The organism is Gelidimonas diazotrophica (assembly GCF_055694025.1).
This window is the reverse complement of record NZ_CM146349.1, coordinates 341,585-361,023: the sequence shown is the minus strand read 5'-3', so window position 1 is coordinate 361,023 and position 19,439 is coordinate 341,585. Positions and strand designations below refer to the sequence as shown.

At 58.1% G+C, this 19,439-nt stretch carries 17 protein-coding genes; 1 reads left to right on the top strand and 16 read right to left on the bottom strand.

The features are described from left to right. Window positions 1–24 precede the first annotated feature (24 nt). The 3 genes from argJ to KGFNPO_RS01705 form a co-directional block, all read right to left on the bottom strand. Window positions 25–1,263: a bifunctional glutamate N-acetyltransferase/amino-acid acetyltransferase ArgJ gene (argJ, locus tag KGFNPO_RS01715; RefSeq protein WP_472632811.1), complete on the bottom strand. Its 1,239-nt coding sequence runs from the start codon at window positions 1,261–1,263 to the stop codon at window positions 25–27. 185 nt (window positions 1,264–1,448) lie between these two features. Then, entirely contained in the window at window positions 1,449–4,214 is a 2,766-nt protein-coding gene (gene secA, locus KGFNPO_RS01710; RefSeq protein WP_472632810.1) for a preprotein translocase subunit SecA, read from the bottom strand. 211 nt (window positions 4,215–4,425) lie between these two features. Continuing rightward, the gene (locus KGFNPO_RS01705; RefSeq protein WP_472632809.1) at window positions 4,426–5,382 is read right to left on the bottom strand and encodes a peptidoglycan DD-metalloendopeptidase family protein; all 957 of its coding nucleotides are present in this window, start codon (window positions 5,380–5,382) and stop codon (window positions 4,426–4,428) included. Window positions 5,383–5,433: 51 nt separating this feature from the next. On the opposite strand from KGFNPO_RS01705, the gene KGFNPO_RS01700 reads away from it, so the two are divergent. Next, entirely contained in the window at window positions 5,434–5,937 is a 504-nt protein-coding gene (locus tag KGFNPO_RS01700) for a hypothetical protein (RefSeq protein ID WP_472632808.1), read from the top strand. A 101-nt stretch (window positions 5,938–6,038) separates the two neighbouring features. On the opposite strand, the gene KGFNPO_RS01695 is transcribed toward KGFNPO_RS01700, so the two are convergent. From KGFNPO_RS01695 to KGFNPO_RS01635, 13 genes are all read right to left on the bottom strand, one after another. Then, window positions 6,039–7,412, bottom strand: coding sequence for a 4Fe-4S binding protein (locus KGFNPO_RS01695; RefSeq protein WP_472634542.1), 1,374 nt, complete (start codon window positions 7,410–7,412; stop codon window positions 6,039–6,041). Then, window positions 7,409–8,239, bottom strand: coding sequence for an FTR1 family iron permease (locus KGFNPO_RS01690; protein WP_472632807.1), 831 nt, complete (start codon window positions 8,237–8,239; stop codon window positions 7,409–7,411). The genes KGFNPO_RS01695 and KGFNPO_RS01690 overlap by 4 nt, the downstream gene beginning before the upstream one ends. Before the next feature lie 30 nt (window positions 8,240–8,269). Further along, the gene (locus KGFNPO_RS01685) at window positions 8,270–8,602 is read right to left on the bottom strand and encodes a cupredoxin domain-containing protein (RefSeq protein ID WP_472632806.1); all 333 of its coding nucleotides are present in this window, start codon (window positions 8,600–8,602) and stop codon (window positions 8,270–8,272) included. Window positions 8,603–8,673: 71 nt separating this feature from the next. Further along, the gene (locus tag KGFNPO_RS01680; RefSeq protein ID WP_472632805.1) at window positions 8,674–9,216 is read right to left on the bottom strand and encodes an iron transporter; all 543 of its coding nucleotides are present in this window, start codon (window positions 9,214–9,216) and stop codon (window positions 8,674–8,676) included. Between the two features lie 135 nt (window positions 9,217–9,351). Continuing rightward, window positions 9,352–10,188: a DUF3025 domain-containing protein gene (locus KGFNPO_RS01675; RefSeq protein WP_472632804.1), complete on the bottom strand. Its 837-nt coding sequence runs from the start codon at window positions 10,186–10,188 to the stop codon at window positions 9,352–9,354. 129 nt (window positions 10,189–10,317) lie between these two features. Beyond that, a complete protein-coding gene (gene pyrC, locus KGFNPO_RS01670; protein WP_472632803.1) occupies window positions 10,318–11,373 on the bottom strand; it encodes a dihydroorotase in 1,056 nt (351 codons plus the stop codon). 341 nt (window positions 11,374–11,714) lie between these two features. After that, window positions 11,715–12,995 carry a glycerate kinase type-2 family protein gene (locus KGFNPO_RS01665; RefSeq protein ID WP_472632802.1) on the bottom strand — a complete coding sequence of 427 codons (1,281 nt, stop codon included), beginning with the start codon at window positions 12,993–12,995 and terminating at the stop codon, window positions 11,715–11,717. 119 nt (window positions 12,996–13,114) lie between these two features. After that, window positions 13,115–14,254 (bottom strand): HupE/UreJ family protein, encoded by a 1,140-nt coding sequence (locus tag KGFNPO_RS01660; protein WP_472632801.1) that lies wholly within the window; start codon window positions 14,252–14,254, stop codon window positions 13,115–13,117. Between the two features lies 1 nt (window position 14,255). Further along, entirely contained in the window at window positions 14,256–15,440 is a 1,185-nt protein-coding gene (locus tag KGFNPO_RS01655) for a tetratricopeptide repeat protein (RefSeq protein ID WP_472632800.1), read from the bottom strand. Between the two features lie 189 nt (window positions 15,441–15,629). Further along, window positions 15,630–15,896, bottom strand: coding sequence for a hypothetical protein (locus tag KGFNPO_RS01650; RefSeq protein ID WP_472632799.1), 267 nt, complete (start codon window positions 15,894–15,896; stop codon window positions 15,630–15,632). A 10-nt stretch (window positions 15,897–15,906) separates the two neighbouring features. Beyond that, on the bottom strand, window positions 15,907–17,400 hold the full coding sequence (locus KGFNPO_RS01645) for a DUF4331 domain-containing protein (protein WP_472632798.1): 1,494 nt from the start codon (window positions 17,398–17,400) through the stop codon (window positions 15,907–15,909). Between the two features lie 547 nt (window positions 17,401–17,947). Beyond that, window positions 17,948–18,673 carry an amino acid ABC transporter ATP-binding protein gene (locus KGFNPO_RS01640; RefSeq protein ID WP_472632796.1) on the bottom strand — a complete coding sequence of 242 codons (726 nt, stop codon included), beginning with the start codon at window positions 18,671–18,673 and terminating at the stop codon, window positions 17,948–17,950. A gap of 70 nt (window positions 18,674–18,743) precedes the next feature. Further along, window positions 18,744–19,439 (bottom strand): amino acid ABC transporter permease, encoded by a 696-nt coding sequence (locus KGFNPO_RS01635; protein WP_472632795.1) that lies wholly within the window; start codon window positions 19,437–19,439, stop codon window positions 18,744–18,746.

The window sequence follows — 19,439 nt, the reverse complement described above, 5'->3', positions numbered from 1 at the left end:
TGGAAGCTTGTGTGGTGTCGATTATTAAGAGCGGTAATCCGCATTGATGGTCACGTATTCGTGCGACAGGTCGCAAGTCCAGACCGTGGCACTGGCAGTGCCGCGCGCCAGTGTGACGCGCACCGTGATCTCGCTTTGCTGCATCACGCGCTGGCCGTCCTGCTCCTGATAATCCGGATTGCGGCCGCCATTTTTGGCGACCCAGACCTCGTCCAGATACAGGTTCAGCTGGCTGACATCGAGATCATCGACGCCGGCATAACCGATTGCGGCCAGAATCCGGCCCAGGTTCGGATCGGACGCGAAGAAGGCGGTTTTCACCAGTGGCGAATGAGCAATCGAGTAGGCAATCTTGCGGCATTCCTCGGCATTTTTGCCTTGCTCTACCGTGACCGTGATGAATTTTGTCGCGCCTTCACCATCGCGGATGATCATCTGCGCCAACTGTTGCGAAATGCCGGTCACCGCCTGCGCCAGCGCTGCATATTCGCTGGACCCGATATCGTTGATTTCCAGCGCGGCAGTGCCGGTGGCGATCAGCATGAAGGAATCGTTGGTCGAAGTGTCGCCGTCGATGGTGATGCAATTGAACGAGGTATCGGCGGCCTGCTTAACCAGATGATCGAGCACCGGTTGCGCCACTTTCGCGTCGCACGCCAGAAAGCCCAGCATGGTTGCCATGTTCGGCCTTATCATGCCGGCGCCTTTGCTGATGCCGGTCAGGGTGATCGTGACGCCATTGATCACTACGCTACGCGACGCCGCCTTGGGCTGGGTATCGGTGGTCATGATGGATTCGGCCGCATTGAACCAATTGTCTTGCGTCAGATTTTTGATGGCTTGCGGCAATCCGGCCACAACGCGGTCGAGCGGCAGCGGCTCCAGAATCACGCCGGTGGAAAACGGCAGGATTTGGGTCGGATCGCAACCCAGCAAGCCGGCCAGAGCGGTGCAAGTGGCTTGGGCATCAGCCAAACCCGGCGCGCCGGTGCCGGCATTGGCGTTGCCGGTATTAATCACCAGCGCGCGGATGCGGCGGCCGGATTGCGCCACTGCTGCAAGATGGGCTTTCGCGACCTGCACCGGCGCGGCGCAAAAACGGTTAGTGGTGAACACGCCCGCTACCGTGGCGCTTTCGGCCAACTGCAGTACCAGCAAATCCTTGCGGTTGGGTTTTTTGACGCCTGCTTCGGCATGGCCGAGCAAGATGCCAGCCACGGGTGTGAGATCGGCGGCGAGCGGAAGAGGGGAATTGACAGCCATGTTGTGCGTGCTCTAGCAGTGGACGAAAACGTATTGTAGTCGTAATGTTGCCGATAGCGATGCAGGAATGCTGCAGAGCGGGATGCCAGCCAGCGGCAAGGCCGGCTAATACTGATCGAATAAAAAAAGACGGGCAAGCCCGTCTTTTTTGGTGCGAAATATTGGTACGAAAGATCTGGAGCTGCTTATACCAGCTTGCCGTGGCACTGCTTGTACTTCTTGCCGCTGCCGCAAGGGCAAAGGTCGTTACGGCCGACCTTTGCCACCGCGTTCGGATTCAGCCGCTGTGCATTCGCCTCAGAGCGGGCGGTGGGCGCCAGCAAATCTTCCGGTTCCGCCTCGGCATCGAAATCCGCATGCTGATAATGCACGTTCTCGACATGCGATTGCGCCAGTTCCTGCTCTGCCATTTCGATCTCTTCACGCGACTGGATATGCACCGTCATGACGACTTTGGTCACATCATTCTTGATCAGATCGAGCATCTGGCCGAACAAGTCGAAGGCTTCGCGCTTGTATTCCTGCTTCGGATTCTTTTGCGCATAGCCGCGCAAATGGATGCCCTGACGCAAGTGATCCAGCGCGGCCAGATGTTCGCGCCAGTGCGAGTCGACGCTTTGCAGCATTACGCTGCGTTCGAAACCGCCGAACGATTCCCGCCCGACGATAGCAATCTTGGCGTCGTAGGCCGCGGTGGCAGCCTGCATAGTGCGCTGCAGCAATTCTTCGTCGGTCAGATTCGGCTCGGTTTCCAGCATCTGCGCCAGCGGCAACTCAAGCTGCCATTCATCGGCCAGCACCGTTTCCAGCGACTTGATGTCCCACTGTTCTTCCATCGACTCGGCCGGAACAAAGGCGCGGAACAGGTCGGTAAACACGCCGTTGCGCAGCGAAGCGATCAGGGTGGATACGTTGTCGGACTCCAGCAGTTCGTTGCGCTGGGAATAAATCACCTTGCGCTGATCGTTGGAGACATCATCGTATTCCAGCAATTGCTTGCGGATATCGAAGTTGCGCGCCTCGACCTTGCGCTGTGCGGATTCGATCGAGCGCGACACGATGCCGGCCTCAATCGGCTCGCCTTCGGGCATTTTCAGGCGGTCCATGATTGCCCGTACCCGGTCGCCGGCAAAGATGCGCAGCAGCGCGTCATCCAGCGACAGGTAAAACCGCGAAGAACCCGGATCGCCCTGACGGCCGGAACGGCCGCGCAACTGATTGTCGACCCGCCGCGATTCGTGGCGCTCGGTGCCGATGATATGCAAGCCGCCGGCTGCAACTACCTGGTCGTGCAATGCCTGCCAACCGCTGCGCAAGGCCAGCGCCTGCACCTGCTGGTCGGCGTCCGATATGCTGGCATCGGCTTCGATGGTTTGAATCGCATTTTCGACATAGCCGCCCAGCACGATATCGGTCCCGCGGCCAGCCATATTGGTCGCAATCGTGATCGCTTTGTGGCTGCCGGCCTGGGCGATGATCTCGGCTTCGCGCGCATGCTGTTTCGCATTCAGCACATTGTGCGGCAACTTGGCCTGATCCAGGATGCCGGACAGCAATTCGGAATTTTCAATCGAGGTGGTGCCGACCAAAACCGGCTGACCGCGCTCGTAACAATCCTGAATGTCCTTCAGCATCGCCTGATATTTTTCTTCGTTGGTCTTGTAGACCTGATCCTGCCGATCCTTGCGCTGATTCGGCTTGTTCTGCGGAATCACCACCGTTTCAAGAGAGTAAATCGACTGGAATTCGTAAGCTTCGGTGTCGGCAGTACCGGTCATGCCGGCCAGTTTGCCGTACATGCGGAAGTAATTCTGGAACGTGATCGACGCCAGGGTCTGATTTTCGTTCTGGATTTTGACGCCTTCCTTGGCTTCGACTGCCTGATGCAGGCCGTCGGACCAGCGCCGGCCGGTCATCATGCGGCCGGTGAATTCATCGACGATAACGACTTCACCGTCTTGCACCACGTAATGCTGGTCCTTGAAATACAGCGCATGGGCGCGCAGCGCCGCATACAGATGGTGCACCAGCGCGATGTGGGTCGCATCGTAGAGCGAGCCGCCTTCGGCCAGCAATCCCATCTCGGTCAGAATCTGCTCGACCTTTTCGTGGCCGGCTTCGGTCAGCAGCACCTGATGCGCTTTCTCGTCCTTGGTGTAATCGCCCGGCACTTCCACCTTGCCTTTGCCGTCCGGCGTTTCTTCGCCGATCTGCAAGATCAGACGTTTGGGCAGTTCATTGAGCTTGTAATACAGCTCGGTGTGGTTTTCCGCCTGGCCCGAGATGATCAGCGGGGTGCGCGCTTCATCGATCAAGATCGAATCGACTTCATCGACGATGGCGAAGTGCAGGCCGCGCTGAACCCGGTCTGCCACATCGAACACCATGTTGTCGCGCAGGTAATCGAAACCGAACTCATTATTGGTGCCGTAAGTGATATCCGCGGCATAGGCGAGCTGCTTGCTGTCGTGATCCATCTGCGACAGGTTCACGCCGGTGGTAAGGCCGAGCCAGCCATACAGCAGACCCATACTATCGGCGTCACGTTGTGCCAGATAATCGTTGACGGTGACGATGTGCACGCCTTTGCCGTCCAAACCGTTGAGATAAGACGCCAGAGTCGACATCAGGGTTTTGCCCTCGCCGGTGCCCATTTCTGCAATTTTGCCTTGGTGTATCACCATGCCGCCGATCAACTGGACGTCGAAATGGCGCATTTTGAGCACCCGCTTGCTGGCTTCGCGACACACGGCAAACGCTTCCGGCAGCAAGTCGTCGATTTTTTCGCCGTTGGCAATGCGTTCTTTGAAGGCCGGGGTCTTGGCTTGCAATTGCGCATCCGAGAGTTTTTCCATCTCCGCTTCTAGCGCATTGATCTCACGGACGGTTTTTTTGTATTGCTTGAGCAGCCGCTGGTTGCGACTACCGAAAATCTGGGTCAGTAATGACATACTTGGATTCTAAAAAAGCGCCGGAAAAATGACTCGATGCATCTGCACTGCGCTTAGGCACTGCAAAACTGCTGGCATCGGGCCGGACTATGTTTAACATCGGATTTTAGCATGCGACTTTTCGCATATTGGGCTTACCTGAGTGGAAACAATGGTCAATTGCCATTACCAAAGCTTACCCAAAAGGAAAATCAGCACCAAAAACGCATTTTCACCGTAGCGCTACCGCTTTCGCCAGATCGGCTCCCGCTGCAAGAAACTTGTTCGGATCTTGCGCTACGTCCTTGACCCGCACTTCGAAATGCAGATGCGGGCCGGTTGAACGGCCGGTTGAACCGATATCGGCCACATGCTGGCCGCGCTTGACGATGTCGCCGATATGCACCAACAGGCGCGACGCATGCGCATAACGGGTGACGATATCGTTGCCATGATCGATCTCCACCATGTTGCCGTAATCGCTATGCAACTCGGCAGCGATGACCACCCCGCCTGCCGCGGCCACAATCGGCGTGCCGGTCGGAGCCGGGAAGTCGATCCCCGCATGAAAGGTACTGCGCCCGTTAAATGGATCGAAGCGCACCCCGAAACCGGAAGCGACATAATTCACCTTGACCGGCTGGATGGTAGGCAGCAGTTTCGACCGGATCTTGTCGGCCATCAGGGTCGACTCCACTACATTCATGTAATCAGCCCGATGCTCAACATCGGTCGCCATTGCATCGAGCAATTTCTGGAACTCGGTCAGGGACAAATCCCGCCCGGTCTGCTGCTCCAGGCTGGACGGCGCCGCACCGCCGCGACCGGGCAATACCTTGAAGTTGAAATCTTCCGGCTTGACGCCGGCCAAACCCTGCACTCGCTCGCCGAGCGCATCGAGCCGCACTAACTGGGCTTGCATCTGGCCCAGTCGTACCGCCATGAAAGCCAGGTTTTCCTTCAGAAACTTGTCTTGCCGGCCAGCCTGATCTGGCACCGCTTGCGCTGTCAATCCCAGCAAAAAAGGAGAGGAAATATCGGCCGCCAAACGCAACGTCAACGCCTGCAGCAAAACCGCGCCGATTACGACCGCAGTCAGAAAGCCCAGCATTGCCAGTAGTAGATGCTTTTTGGTCAGAGTAATGGATTTGGCCTGAGCCAGGCGTGGGTGCAGCAGAATGACTTGCATATGATCCTCTATGGTGCGCCATGGTGCGCCGGATATGGTAAGGTTCAGCGAATGCGGCCAGCCTCCTCTTCCTATACACCTTATCAGCGCAGCGCCCGTCCGGCGCAGTCAGCGCGCGCGCCACAAGATGCGATGGGCTTTTTGCGGGGGCACGACAAGATGGCCGCGCTGATGCCGACCGCCACCAGAATGGCGGCGCTGCAAACAGATTGCGCGGCGGCGCTACCGGCGATGTTCGAAGCCTGCGCCATCCTGCAATTCGAATCCGGCCAGTTGGTGCTATCGACGCCGAATGCCGCATTGGCCGCCAAACTCAAGCAACAGTTGCCGAAACTCCAGGATTTATTGCTAAAGCGCGGCTGGCAGGTTAACGTAATCCGCCTCAAAGTGCAAGTTGTCAAAGGCCTGGAGAAAGCCATCCCGGTCAAGCAAGCGACCCTGTCGGAACCAGCCCGCTCGGCGCTGGCGGTGCTGGCCGATACGTTGGAAAATTCGCCCCGCAATGCAGCGCTGAAAGCTGCACTCGAAGCCATGGCGCGGCGCAATCGCGACTGATCGCCACTTTACCAAGCATTAAATAATATGACGAGTATGCCTAAAAATACCATGCTCCCCGCATATATTTATTGGTAAAAAATAAAATACCGCATCCAGTACTACCAAATCCAGAACATCAGCACCCAATTGATATCAACCAGCGCCAGCGCCAGGGCGAATACGCCCAGCGCCGCCAGCCGTTGCAATCCACTAGCAGCGTATTGGCGGGTAATCCCCACAGCCAGCCAGAACGACCACAGGCTGGCGCCAATCAATAGCAACAATCGCAAATCGCTGACCCAGGACACCGGCACGCCATCGTTTTTGAGCAAGTTGACGGTCAGAGCCGACAGGCCGAGAAATACGCCGCAACCGGCCAGCGGAATCAGCGCCTGGCAGAAATGATAAAAACGCTGACGCTGCCACGGCCCCAGCAATCGACTGGCCAGGCCGACGATGGCAGAAAGCGCACACCCCATCAGCACGCCCATACCCAGAATGTAGCCCGTCACCAGTGCGCCATCGAGCCAGGAAAAGACGTCGCGCTGCGCCGGATAATTGGTCAGCAGCCACCACGGCGCGTTCTCGGCGAACGGCCACAGGATGTCGCGCTCGATCAGCCATTCGGCGACCAATTGCTTGACCTGGATGAAATGCGGATTAGCCGTCCACTGGAATGCGCCGAGCGCAATGCCGAGCAGGCCGAACAGGATCAACAGGCTTTGCCAGCCAGTCGCCAGCTGCGCGCCCAGCTTGACCACTTCGTGATTCGGTGCCCTGGCACTCAGCGTAATGGCGTCGCGATGACCGCTGCAACGCCCGCACATATGGCAATCGCTGGTGCCTTGCATCTGGCGCATCGCCACCAACGGCGCGCAATTGACCGGCTGAATTCGGGTCACGCTATGGTAAGACTTGCGCCATGCTTCGGCATCGACCTTGTTGTGCATGGGCGCTAGCTTGCTGAGTACCTCGAACACGCCATTGACCGGGCACAGGTATTTGCACCAAACCCGTTTTTCGCGCCCGTACAGATAACCGATGATGATGGCAGCCGTGGTGGAACCGCCCAACACCAGCAATACCGCTTTCGGATACTGATACACGCTGACCATCTGGCCGTAAAGCGTGGTCATGCTGAACGCCACGAACGGCCAGCCGCCCCAGCGCATCCAGCGCGGAATGGCGCGATTGCGCCCCTTGCTGCTGGCCCATTCGGTCAAGGAACCCTCCGGACACAACACGCCGCACCAGGCGCGCCCGACCAGCACCATGCTGAGCAGCACAAACGGCCACCAGATACCCCAAAATACGAACTGGGCAAAAATGGTCAGATTATTGACAATGTGCGCGCTCTCATCCGGCAGCGGTAAAACCGCCGGCCCCACCAGCAGCGCGACGTAAAACAGCACCACCACCCATTGCACGCGCCGGATCAGGCGACCGTGGCTTTGCAGCCAGTTCCCCAGCGGCGCCAGCGCCAGCACGCTCATGCAGTTGCCGCCGAGCGATCCGCACGCATCATCCAGCGGATAAGCAGCCAATAAGCGATGAAGACAAGCAAAGTCAGCAAGTCCGGACGGGCCCGGTAACCGGTGAAGGACGCCACCAGACTGCCCAACACGGAACCGTCATCGAGCAAGCGGCTGGTATCCCAGACCTGCGCCATGATGACTGGCAGCAGTTGCACATCAATCAGTTTTCCCACTCCGCTTATGAGCAGCGAACACGCCAGCAGCAGCAACAGGATTTCCGTGACGCGGAAAAAGGCACGCCATGAAATCAGCTTGCCGCCCAGTTGCAGCAATGCAAAGGTAGCGCCCGCCAGCACCGCGCCCAAACCCAGCGCCAGCCAGAATGCGGCCGAGGCGAAGCCATTGCTGCCCATTGCCAGACTCGATACAAACACGACCGCTTCGCTGCCCTCGCGCGCTACCGCAATTGCCGCCAGCGAAAACACGCCCCACCAGTTTTCGGTTTGCGCGCTGGCGCTCAATGACTGCTCCATATCCCGCTTCAAGCGCCGTCCATGGCGACGCATCCAGAACACCATCTGAACAATCAGTGCGGCAGCAAGCAGCAGCATGCCGGCCATGAAATACGCGTGCCCTTCATCCGACAGGATTTCATCCAGCGCGCCGATCCCCAGCCCCAGCAGGAGAGCGCCCGCCAAGCCCGCCAGCACGCCGCCCCACAGATATTTAAGGCCGCGCGCGCCAGCCGGATTGTGCGACAGCCACGCATACAGGATGCCGACCACCAGCATCGCTTCGACGGTTTCGCGCCACATCACGAACAGGATTTGCGTAAAATTTTGCATGATTGAATGGTTGGATAAATACCGGAAAACTTATTTGGCGACGATGCTGCCCTGGCCCACGCTGACATGGAAATCATCGAAATACTTGTACTCGCCAGGTTGCAGCGGGTAAATCACGACAAACGAGGTTCCGCCCGGACTCAGCGCCTTTTCCTTGCGCAATTGCTTGCTCTCGAACTCGATCGCTTCGGTGCCGACATTGTGAATTTCCAGCTTGAATTTCTTGCCGGCCGGCACCTGCAACACCTTCGGCGTGAAAATGCCGTTATTGCAATTCAGCGTAAAGGTCAGCAAATCTTCACCTGCCGATGCCGCGCTGGCTATCAACAACATCGCGCAAAACATACTTAATTTTTTGAACATGTCGCCTCCGAAAGCATGGCCGGATCAATGATCCTGCCATGCTTGAATCAATCGATAAATCGATAAATCAATCAGTAACCGCCTCTTTTGCCGGTGCCGGCAAAAGTGAAATCGTAATTCAGGTCAAAAGTCTTGAACCACGGCGCGACGCCGGTTTCCTTATCGACATGGCGGCCGAAATGGGCGTGGGTATTGGCCGATGGCGGCAGCACGGTCAGCTTCAGCTTGTATTTGCCGGGGCCGGACAGCTTCACGTTATCGCCATAGTGCGGGCCGTCGCTGGCTTGCATCGGCATCATTTCGCCGGCCGCCTTGAAGCTACCGCCGACCTTGCTCAATTCATATTTCACGACCAGGTACGGCACCCAGTCGCCTTCGGCAAACGCGTTCGGATGGTCCTTGACTGCGTGGATATCGGCTTCGAGGTGAATGTCGGAAGTCTCGACTTTGCCCATCATGCCCTCAGGGTCCATCTTGATCGGCTGCAAATACACTGCGCCGATTTCCATGCCGTGCACAATTTGATGCTTGCCAATCGGCGTTTCAGCCGCGTGGGCGGTGCTGATGATCAATGCCAAGCTGGAGAACAGCAGTGTGCCGAGGGATTTTTTCATGGGATGCTTGCTTTCATTGCGGTGGTCGAATGCAAGAATTCTAGCACAACAATGATAATCATTCTCATTTGTATTTGATATTTTTATGCATAGAACTTGCGCAATATTAAGTAATGTAGGCTTCCGTCCGCCCCTTCAGCGTTGTTTTTTAGGCCGAAACACGCTGGCATCGGCGTAGAACGCGGCATCTTGCGCCGGCCACCAGCCCGGCACGCCGAGCACCGGCAGCGGCGTGAAGCCGGCGGTGCTCAAGCCTGGATCAGTCAATTCCTGCGCGACTTGACGGTCTATCCAGGCCCGCCGCGCTGCGGGACCCAGCGCAAAATAAGCGCCCTCCACCATCACCACGCGGGCGTGGGCGGTGATCGCCTTGTATGGCGACACCAGTTTTTCCATCAATGCATGGCCGAACAGCCAGACTTCGGCCGTGCTGCCGAAATCGGCGCGCCGGCCGATGAACGCATCTTGCCATTGATGATTGCGTAACGATTCCACCAGCGTCCGACCTGACGGCGCATCGTGCACCACCAGCAGCGCCGAATTTTCATCGAAAATTGTGGCTGCGTCACGGGCCGGACCGCGCTCCTTGCCCACGCCGGACTGCGTGATCTGCGCCGCTTGCAAGGCATTGAGCTGGCGCTTGATGCGCGGGAAACTGAGCCAGACCAGCGCATTGAAGAAATCATGCAAATTGGCGCGGGTGGGCACGCAACCGGCGGCGCTGATGAAAGCTTCATAAGCGGTGCCCACCGGCAACGCAGCCTGCGGCACGAAAGACAGCGGCAAGCCGGCGTGGTTGCGCAAGCCATCGGCGGCGGCGCACGCATTGAGCGCCTGCCGCCAGTCGGCAGCGCCCGTCACGCGCTGCGCCGCCACTTGGATTGCCGCCAGCCAGGGCCGCGTCCAGTCTATCGGCGCCTGCACCGCCGCGAGCGCCGGTTCAAGCGTCGTAGCCACAGCAATCCCGTTCATCCAGATCCAATATATTAAAAATAAGCGGGAGTATAGGTAAAAATAGTAGCATTACCGCATACAAAAAAAGCGGCACATATAAATACAACGCACTGTATAAAATTTCCAAAAAAGAACCGAATAAGCCACCTACAACAGTTTCCAGGCGATCGTTTCGCCGCCGTTCAAAGGCATGATAGTGGCGTCGCCCAGCGGCAATTCGGCCGGCAATATCCAATTCTGCCGCTGCAAGGTGACCGTTCCGGCGTTGCGCGGCAAGTCGTAAAACGCCGGGCCGTTGAAGCTGGCAAACGCTTCCAGCTTGTCCAGCGCGCCGGCCAGATCGAACGCGTGCGCATACAGTTCCATCGCATGCAAGGCGGTGTAGCAACCGGCGCAACCGCAGGCGCTTTCCTTCAATCCCTTGGGATGCGGGGCCGAATCGGTGCCGAGGAAGAAGCGTTCATCGCCGCTGGTGGCCACCGTCACCAGCGCTTGCCGGTGTTGTTCGCGTTTCAGCACCGGCAGGCAAAAATAATGCGGGCGAATCCCGCCTTTGAAGATGGCGTTGCGGTTGTACAGCAAATGATGGGCGGTGATAGTGGCTGCAATCGGGCCGTCGGCCTCGCTCACGTATTGCGCGGCGTCCTTGGTGGTGATGTGCTCGAAGACGATTTTCAGTGCTGGCATCGCCAGGCGCAGCGGTTGCAGCACGCGCTCGATGAAGACCGCTTCACGGTCGAAAATGTCGATCTCCGGATCAGTCACCTCGCCATGCAGCAGGAATGGCATGCCGATTTCCTGCATCGTTTCCAGCGTTTTATAACACTTGGTCAGATCGGTCACGCCGGCGTCTGAATTGGTGGTGGCGCCGGCCGGATATAACTTAACCGCATGGATAAAGCCGCTGTCTTTTGCCCGCAGGATTTCGTCCGGCGGTGTGTTGTCGGTCAGATACAACGTCATCAAAGGTTCGAACTGCATATCGACCGGTAGCGCTGCCAGAATGCGCTCGCGATAGGCCGCCGCTTGCGCAGTGGTGGTGACCGGAGATTTCAGATTCGGCATCACGATTGCGCGGCCGAACTGGCGGGCACTGTGCGGCAACACGGAAGCCAGCGCCGCGCCATCGCGCAAGTGCAAATGCCAGTCATCGGGGCGGGTGATGGTGAGTGTATTGAGCGGTGTGGTGGTGGTCATGATCATGGCGGCACTTTCTATGGAGTGCCGCCATTTTACCTGCCTCACGGCCATGACTGCCCTCTCCCGCACGCCATAGGTATCTACATAACTTGCGACTCTAAACCGCGAGCGCGCATTGCTCCCCTCGCCCACTTGTGGGAGAGGGGCCGGGGGAGAGGGTGCTCGCAATATGCAAGGTGTCAAAACAAGGCCCAACCTTGATTGCATTGCCATATTGATGCGGTGGAATGTTTGCGGTCCCCCTCTCTCCCGGCCTCTCTCCCGCAAGCGGGAGAGAGGAGCAAAACAGTGGATTGCTAGATGTGTAGATACCTATGCCCGCACACGGGAGAGGGACCTTCACGTTACAGAACCAAGATCACCCGATAATCGTTGACATTGGTACGCGTCGGCCCGGTGACGAGCAAGTCGCCCAGCGCGGAAAAATAACGGTAACTGTCATGCGCCCCCAGCATTGCTGCCGCGTTGAGCCCCAGCGCCGCGGCGCGTGCTGGCGTATCCGGCATCAGCACTGCGCCGGCATTATCCTCGGTGCCGTCGATGCCGTCGGTATCGGCCGCCAGCGCGTACACATCGGGCATGCCGCCCAGTTCCAGCGTCAGCGACAGCAGGAATTCGGCGCAGCGCCCGCCGCGCCCGGGTTCATCACCCGAGCGTACGGTGACCGTGCATTCGCCACCGGAAATCAAGGCCACCGGCGTACGGAACGGCTGCTGATGATCGCGGATTTCACGCACCAGCGCCGCATACACTTTGGCGACTTCCGCGGCTTCGCCGGTGACGGTGTCGCCCAATACTACCGGCGTAATGCCGCGCTGCCGAAAAAATGCAGCCGCTGCCTGCAAGCTCTGGTGCGCGGTGGCGATTACGGTATTGCGCACATGCGCCAAAGTTGCGCTGCCCGGTTTGGGCGTTTCATCGACCGTACCGCGCACCCCGGCCTGCAAATGCGCCACAACGCTGACCGGTGCGCTAAGCGCATAACGGTGAAGAATGTCGAGCGCATCCTGATAGGTGCTGGCGTCAGCGCAAGTCGGGCCGGAAGCAATCGCGCTCGGATCGTCGCCGGTCACGTCGCTGATGATCAGGGCGGTGATCGGCGCTTTGCACGCTGCCGCCAAGCGTCCGCCCTGAATCTGCGACAGATGCTTGCGCACGATATTCATCTCGGTAATCGGCGCGCCGGAGTGCAGCAAAGCCTTGGTCACCGCTTTCAAATCCGCCATCGGCACCGTGGCGACCGGCAGCGACAACAGGCTGGAACCGCCGCCGGACACCAGCGCAATCAAATGATCCGCCGGCGTCAGCGCACGCACCTGCGCCAGAATCTCTACTGCCGCGCTCTCCCCCGCCGCATCCGGCACCGGATGGCCGGCTTCGATCACGCGGATGCGCCCGGTCGGCATACCGTGTCCATAGCGCGTGACGACCACGCCTTCCAGCGGCGCAGCGGCCGGCCACGCCAGTTCAACCGCACGCGCCATGCTGGCGGCAGCCTTGCCGGCACCCACCACCAAAGTGCGGCCTTGTGGCGGAGAGGGCAAAAATTGTGCAACGATGCCTAACGGATCGGCGGCGGCAACTGCGGCGTGAAAACTATCAATCAAGAGTTGGCGCGGGTGCATGGCATTGGACTCATCAAAAGAAGAAAGCAGTCATTTTGCCAGCAATACACTTTTTGCAGCGGATGCGCGGCCGCCCCAATCGCCTGGCCTAATTGGCAATCAAGCGAAACCGAAATTACTTACACAAATACCGAAAAAATCGTCAAGTCGAACACGCGCTCCACCAGCCATACCGTCGCTACCAGCACGATCAGGCTGGAGCCGGCGGTAAACACGGCGCTACGATAAAAAGTTGTTTTACGAATCGCATACGCCAGCGGCAAAAATACTGAGACGATCGCCAGCTGTCCGATTTCCACCCCAAGATTGAAGCCGACCAAGGCCGGCAATAGCGCAGATTGCGGCAAGCCAAAATCGGTCAATACGCTGGCAAATCCAAAACCGTGAATCAGACCGAAGGCAAACGCCACCATCCAGCGTTTGCCCTGAAATAGCGGCAGCAAGTTGTTCAGCGCGGCCAATACGACCGAGGCGGCGATTGCGGATTCGACCCAGCGCGAGGGCAGCGTTATCACCTGAAAAGTTGCCAATGTCAGCGTGATCGAATGCGCGAGCGTAAAGGCGGTGACGATCTTCAGCACATCGAAGAACGATGCCTTGAAACTGTCGGAAGGGCGATGCTGCCTATCGACTATTTTGAGCACGGCGGGCAACAGCAGCGACAGCAAAAACAGGATGTGATCGAAGCCTTTCCAGATGTGCCAGATGCCTGTCACAACGTAGTCGCTGAACTGCGCCAGTTTGCTGGCCTCGCGCAATACCAGCGTCTGGCGCGCGGTATCCGGCGAGAAAATCGCGGTCGATGCCTGCGCGCCGGATTGCAGGTGCAACAAGCCCTTGTGCTGCGGATCGATATCAAACAACAGGCGATAATCGACATCGAGTTTTTCAATTGCCGCATTGCAGTGGGCGCTGAAATACAGCACCGCATAAGCGCCATCGCTATGGTTGTCGACCTGCTGCTGGCCGGCCGTGATCGGGCAGCGTGCGCCGGCATTGGCAAGCGTCAAGCGCCCCAATGCATAGGCGGCGATGTCGCGATGACGCGCGCGAATCTCGCCCCAGCTTAGTGCACCGTTGCCGTCCTGGTCCAGACCGATGGCGAAATCGAGATCGCGCAGCGCGATGTCCCATTGCCCTTCGACCGTCTGGTAGCCGACCTTCAGTGTCAGATAACTGTCGCTCGGCTTGTGGGCATGGGCGGCAGCGCACAGCAATGCGGCCGCTGCCAGTATCAGGGCTGCCAAAATGCGCTTCATCTCAGACACCTGTTGCGAATTTGGCTGCCAGCGCGTTGACCGCATGATCCTCAAGCCGGGACTTTTTCAGCCACTCCAGCACCGGTGCGGCTGCGGCCTTGTCATTCGCGGCGAGCGCGGCTTCCAGAAATACGCGCACGTCCGCCGGCTCTTTTTGTATCGCCCAGTTGCGCTGCGCCAGCTGCAATGCGAACGGTGCACGATGCATCAGCTGCAATTCAAAGCGTGCCTGTTCGCGCTGATGCACAGTGTCGCCCCGTAACATGGCCGCGGCGAAGCGGGAACTGAGCGCCGCGATGTGATTGGCGGCAGCGCGGCTGTCGGCCGGCTGCAAGGTGGTGGCCATGGCGTAACGCAACAACAGCGCATCGACCCGCGTCTGGTCTTTTAGCAGCCGGATCACGTCGCCGCTGCGCTTCTGATCGAGTAAAAAATCTGCGTAAGCGCCCAGCAGATAACTGTCGGCATCGTCAGCCGCGAGCGCAGCTTTGAAGTGTTCCTCTGCCGCCGGAAATTCGCCCAATCGTTGCGCCATTTCGGCCAGCAAAGTGGTTACCCAGATCCGAATGCCGGGCTCGACATCCGGCGCCATCGCAAGCGCCGATTTCAGGTACGCATAACTGTGGCGCGCATGTCCATTCAGGCTGGCGACATTCGACAGACAAGCAATGGTGATCAGAACCGGCACCAGCGGGCGCAGTGCATTGCAACTTTGCGTGGCCCGCGCAAATTCGCCCACGACCTGCAACACAGTGGCGCGGGTCAGCCAAGCCTGCGCATTGTGCGGGTCGGCTTTCAAGACCGCGTCCAGATCGCGCAGCGAGGCCGGAAACTGATGCGTGCTTTGCAGCAGCATGGCGCGCATCACGCGGATTTCCGTCGGTGGATCGGCCTTGTCATACCAGGGCGCCAGTGCAGCTTGCGCATAACCGAGATAGCGCGGGTCGCCTTCGACCCGCGACTGGCTGATATAGCGCCGGGCCAGCGTCAGCGCCAGCGGCATGTCGTCGGGCGATGCTGCCAGGCGGCTGCGCAAGGCCCTGAATTCCTGCTGCGCCGGATCGGTGCGGCGCGGTAAATGTTCGATCACTTCGGCGTCGCTCGCCGGAATCCGTGGCGCACCCCATATCGCAGGCGCAACAGCCGAAAACAACAGCGCAATTGCCAAGGCTTTGAAGGATGTCATGGATGCTCACCTTGCAAAGAAACGGATACTGCCAGATAGCAAAATCGTCGTAATTACCACAAAAAAGCGACGACAAAACAGCAACTGGCGACAGGCCGGAATAAACATGGGAAGCGGCCGCTGACCACCGTGGCCGGCTCCCATGTTTATAGCTGCCCAACGCCACCCAACGCGCAGCGGCGCCAGACGCTAGCCGATCGGAACGGGTGCGGTATTGTCCCGACTGGTTGGCGTGATCGCATCGATCGACCCGGCTTCGGTGGTATCGGAGGTTGTCGCAACGACCGCTTTCACGGCATCGACGAAGGCGTCCTGTGCAGCGACCGGTTCGGCAGTATTGTTCCTGCCGCTGCGGTCGAATCGCCGGCCATCATCGTCGTCGCCACCGCAACCGGCTACCAGCAGGGACAAGACGAGTGCCGAGCCGAGACCCAGCTTGGACTTTTTAGTGATCATGACGGGCTCCTTAGTTGTTGCCAGGCAGCGGCGTATTCAGATACGGAAACGCGGCCTTGAAGGTTGACGCGTTCTTGCGCACACCGTCCGTCAGCGCCGCGCCGCCGGCCGGTGCATCGGCGGGTTTGCAGCCTACACCCAGCGTATCGGCGGCCCCGGTCAGCACGCACAACGCACCCATTGCTACGCGCAACGACAGATCGACCACATCATCGGCGGGACGGCGGCCGTTCGGGAACCCGGCGTTGTCGCCTGCCGCCACGCCCAGCGGATTTTGCGAGGCTTGCGGCGTCACTGCGATCGCGGTATTGAGCCGCAGCATTTCACTGGCTTTAACGTTTGCCGGCTGATTGACGCCTTTGATGCCGGTCAGGAATGCCGCCACCAGATCGGTGCGCGGGAAGTTGGTGGGGGCCGGTGCGGTCGGGAACAGCGATTGGATCAGCGCCGGCAGCGATGGATTGGTGACGTAATCTGCGAACTGCGCATCGCCGCTCGGCCGCGATGCGTTGAAACGGTCCTTGTCGTCCATGCCGATCACGACTTCATTGACCAGCGGCATGCCCAGCCGCGACACCTGCGCCCAGGGACCACCTTCTTTTACTGCGTTGTTGTTGCCCGATGCCGGCGACGGGTTGATCAAGCGACCCTGACGAACGCTGGCCGTGGTAAAGCCGCCGATAATTTTTTCAGTGGCAGTAGTCAGGCAGGCAGCAGGAACTTCCAGCGCAATGGAACTGATGTTCTTGTTTTCAAGATCGTTCTTGTTGCCGTCGATTTCCGGCCCCAACGGGTTGAGGTTGATCAAGTCAAATATCTTGCCGACCGCGATCGAGAACGACTCCTTGCGCTGGCCGACGAAGACCCGGCCGTTGCCGCAGCCCGGAATCGCCACGTCATAGATATGCTGGTTCGCGTAGGCTTCATACGCGGTCGCGCTGCCAAAGGACTTGTCGCCGAGATTGTCGACCGGCTTGTCAAATTCCCTGGCCCCGCCGGCCGCATTGGTAACCGACCCGACGCTGCCGACCCGGCGGTCGCCGCGCACGATATCGACGGTGTAGGTTTCGCGCACATTCAGGGTGGCCGGATTGACGCCGCTTACGACGCCGGAGTTAATCAACGGAATCAGGGTTTGCTTGCCGCCGACAGGCAAAGCGGTGCGTTTTGAGGTGCTCTTGAAACGGAACCGGAAGCTGATGTTTTCTTTGCTGCCGCCGTCATTGACGACGTGGATTTCGTACAGCGCATTGGGATCGAACTGGTAAAAATTCGGACCGCCCTGCGGGTCTTGAAACGGCATGTAATTCGCGATCAGGGTCACATAATCCTGTCGGCCCGTCGCGTAGCTGCGAAACATATAAAAATCGGTGGCGTCCACGCGCGGCTGGCCGCTGATGAACGGTGCTTCGCGGTGACTCGAAGCCGCGGCCGGAAAACAGGCTGCGACACTGATTGCGCCGATGGCGACTGCCAAGACCTTTCTGCTCAAGTATATGTGCATGACACGATCCAATCATTAGTAAAGTTGCAGGGGGACATGAGGCTCTCATATCGCATTGCTGATAATGACCGCTGGGGAAGCTGATGCAAAAGATGAACGCGGCTTCAGCTCAGTAAATATACTGAATCAGCCCTAAAAAAGATTCGATCGTCGTGCCGCATCTTGAAAGTTAACTGATTTACATCAAGCTGTATTCCGATTTAATTCAGGACCGCGCGCGTTGCATTATGGCTATTTATGCCCAGTCCATCCGCCGCGTATGCGTTGCGATGCGATGCGGCAACCGGGCAAGTAAGGCAGTCAGTGACAGATTGTCACCGACTAATGGAGAACTGAAGGATAAGCCGGTCAATGCTGAAAATTTTGGGAACGGGAGCGGCGCTCCCGCTCACCCGACAATATGCGGGTCATACTATGCAAACATACCCGATATTGTATTTTTTATACCCGCATATCTTATATGCGGGAAAGGCATTGTTTTTGCCTATACTCCTATTAAATTCTGCAGGCGCAAGAGGCCTGCAGAACAGCAGCGCAGCAAAATTTATCAATGAATGATTTTCGACAGGAAATCCTTGGCGCGCTCAGAACGCTCGGTGTCGAAGAATTCATCCTTGGTGCAGTCTTCGACGATGCGACCCTGATCCATGAAGATGACGCGGTTCGCGACTCTTTTGGCGAATCCCATCTCGTGCGTGACGACCATCATGGTCATGCCTTCCTCCGCCAGGCCGACCATCACGTCCAGCACTTCGTTGATCATCTCGGGATCGAGCGCCGAAGTCGGTTCGTCGAACAGCATCGCTATCGGGTCCATCGATAGCGCACGCGCAATCGCTACCCGTTGTTGCTGACCGCCCGAGAGTTGGCCGGGAAATTTATCCTTTTGCGAGATCAGGCCGACCCGCTCAAGATATTTGAAGCCGCGCTCGCGCGCTTCCTCGACGCTGCGCCCGAGCACCTTGATCTGACCGATGGTCAGATTTTCGGTAATCGACATATGCGGAAACAATTCGAAACTCTGGAATACCATGCCGATCTGCGAACGCAGTTTGGACAAGTTGGTCTTGGGCGCGCCAACCGAGACGCCGTTGACGATGATTTCGCCTTTCTGAAACGGCTCCAGTCCGTTGACGGTCTTGATCAGGGTCGATTTACCCGAGCCGGACGGGCCGCACACCACGACTACATCGCCTTTTTCAACCGAGGTTGTGCAGTCGGCCAAGACCTGGAAATCGCCATACCACTTGCTGACGTTCTTAAGTTCAATCATCTTGTTTCTCCTAATTTCTGAATGCGGTTTCAAGTGTCTGGATCGGTCGTGCCGGTCGTGCGTAAACCTGTCAACGAATGATCGCGACCTTTGCCTGCAGTTTTTTGACCAGCATGGACAAGCCGAAACTCATCACGAAATACACCACGGCGACAAACAAATACATCTCTACCAGACGGCCGTCGCGCTGCGCGATCTTCGACGCCACACTGACAAAGTCGGGCACCGAGCCCAATACATACACCAGCGATACGTCCTGGAACAGGATGATGGTTTGCGTGAGCAGAATCGGAATCATGTTGCGGAACGCCTGCGGCAAAACCACGTTGCCCATCATTTGCCAATAATTCATGCCAACCGCGTAGCCGGCTGCAACCTGGCCGCGTGGAATCGACTGAATTCCGGAGCGCATGATCTCGCAATAATAGGCGGCCTCAAACAAGACGAAGGTAATCAGCGCCGATGAAAATGCGCCGACCGGAATCGGTTGGGAAGCACCGGTAATCCAGGCGCCGATGTACGGCACCAGAAAGTAAAACCAGAAGATCACCAGGATCAATGGAATCGAGCGGATCAGATTGACGTAACTGCCGGCGACAAACCCAAGCGCTTTGTTGTGGGACAAGCGCATCATCGCCAGCAGTGTGCCAAATATGATGCCGCCCAGCATCGCAAAGAAGGTCAGCGTCAGCGTGAACTTCATGCCGGTGGTAAACAAGTACAACCAGGAACGCTGAATAACGTCGAAATCGAAATTTGCAAACAT

Coding starts and splice junctions, on each gene's coding strand:
- argJ (WP_472632811.1), bottom strand. CDS start 1,263: ATGGCTGTCAATTCCCCTCTTCCGCTCGCCGCCGATCTCACACCCGTG.
- secA (WP_472632810.1), bottom strand. CDS start 4,214: ATGTCATTACTGACCCAGATTTTCGGTAGTCGCAACCAGCGGCTGCTC.
- KGFNPO_RS01705 (WP_472632809.1), bottom strand. CDS start 5,382: ATGCAAGTCATTCTGCTGCACCCACGCCTGGCTCAGGCCAAATCCATT.
- KGFNPO_RS01700 (WP_472632808.1), top strand. CDS start 5,434: ATGCGGCCAGCCTCCTCTTCCTATACACCTTATCAGCGCAGCGCCCGT.
- KGFNPO_RS01695 (WP_472634542.1), bottom strand. CDS start 7,412: ATGAGCGTGCTGGCGCTGGCGCCGCTGGGGAACTGGCTGCAAAGCCAC.
- KGFNPO_RS01690 (WP_472632807.1), bottom strand. CDS start 8,239: ATGCAAAATTTTACGCAAATCCTGTTCGTGATGTGGCGCGAAACCGTC.
- KGFNPO_RS01685 (WP_472632806.1), bottom strand. CDS start 8,602: ATGTTCAAAAAATTAAGTATGTTTTGCGCGATGTTGTTGATAGCCAGC.
- KGFNPO_RS01680 (WP_472632805.1), bottom strand. CDS start 9,216: ATGAAAAAATCCCTCGGCACACTGCTGTTCTCCAGCTTGGCATTGATC.
- KGFNPO_RS01675 (WP_472632804.1), bottom strand. CDS start 10,188: ATGAACGGGATTGCTGTGGCTACGACGCTTGAACCGGCGCTCGCGGCG.
- pyrC (WP_472632803.1), bottom strand. CDS start 11,373: ATGATCATGACCACCACCACACCGCTCAATACACTCACCATCACCCGC.
- KGFNPO_RS01665 (WP_472632802.1), bottom strand. CDS start 12,995: ATGCACCCGCGCCAACTCTTGATTGATAGTTTTCACGCCGCAGTTGCC.
- KGFNPO_RS01660 (WP_472632801.1), bottom strand. CDS start 14,254: ATGAAGCGCATTTTGGCAGCCCTGATACTGGCAGCGGCCGCATTGCTG.
- KGFNPO_RS01655 (WP_472632800.1), bottom strand. CDS start 15,440: ATGACATCCTTCAAAGCCTTGGCAATTGCGCTGTTGTTTTCGGCTGTT.
- KGFNPO_RS01650 (WP_472632799.1), bottom strand. CDS start 15,896: ATGATCACTAAAAAGTCCAAGCTGGGTCTCGGCTCGGCACTCGTCTTG.
- KGFNPO_RS01645 (WP_472632798.1), bottom strand. CDS start 17,400: ATGCACATATACTTGAGCAGAAAGGTCTTGGCAGTCGCCATCGGCGCA.
- KGFNPO_RS01640 (WP_472632796.1), bottom strand. CDS start 18,673: ATGATTGAACTTAAGAACGTCAGCAAGTGGTATGGCGATTTCCAGGTC.
- KGFNPO_RS01635 (WP_472632795.1), bottom strand. CDS start 19,439: ATGTTTGCAAATTTCGATTTCGACGTTATTCAGCGTTCCTGGTTGTAC.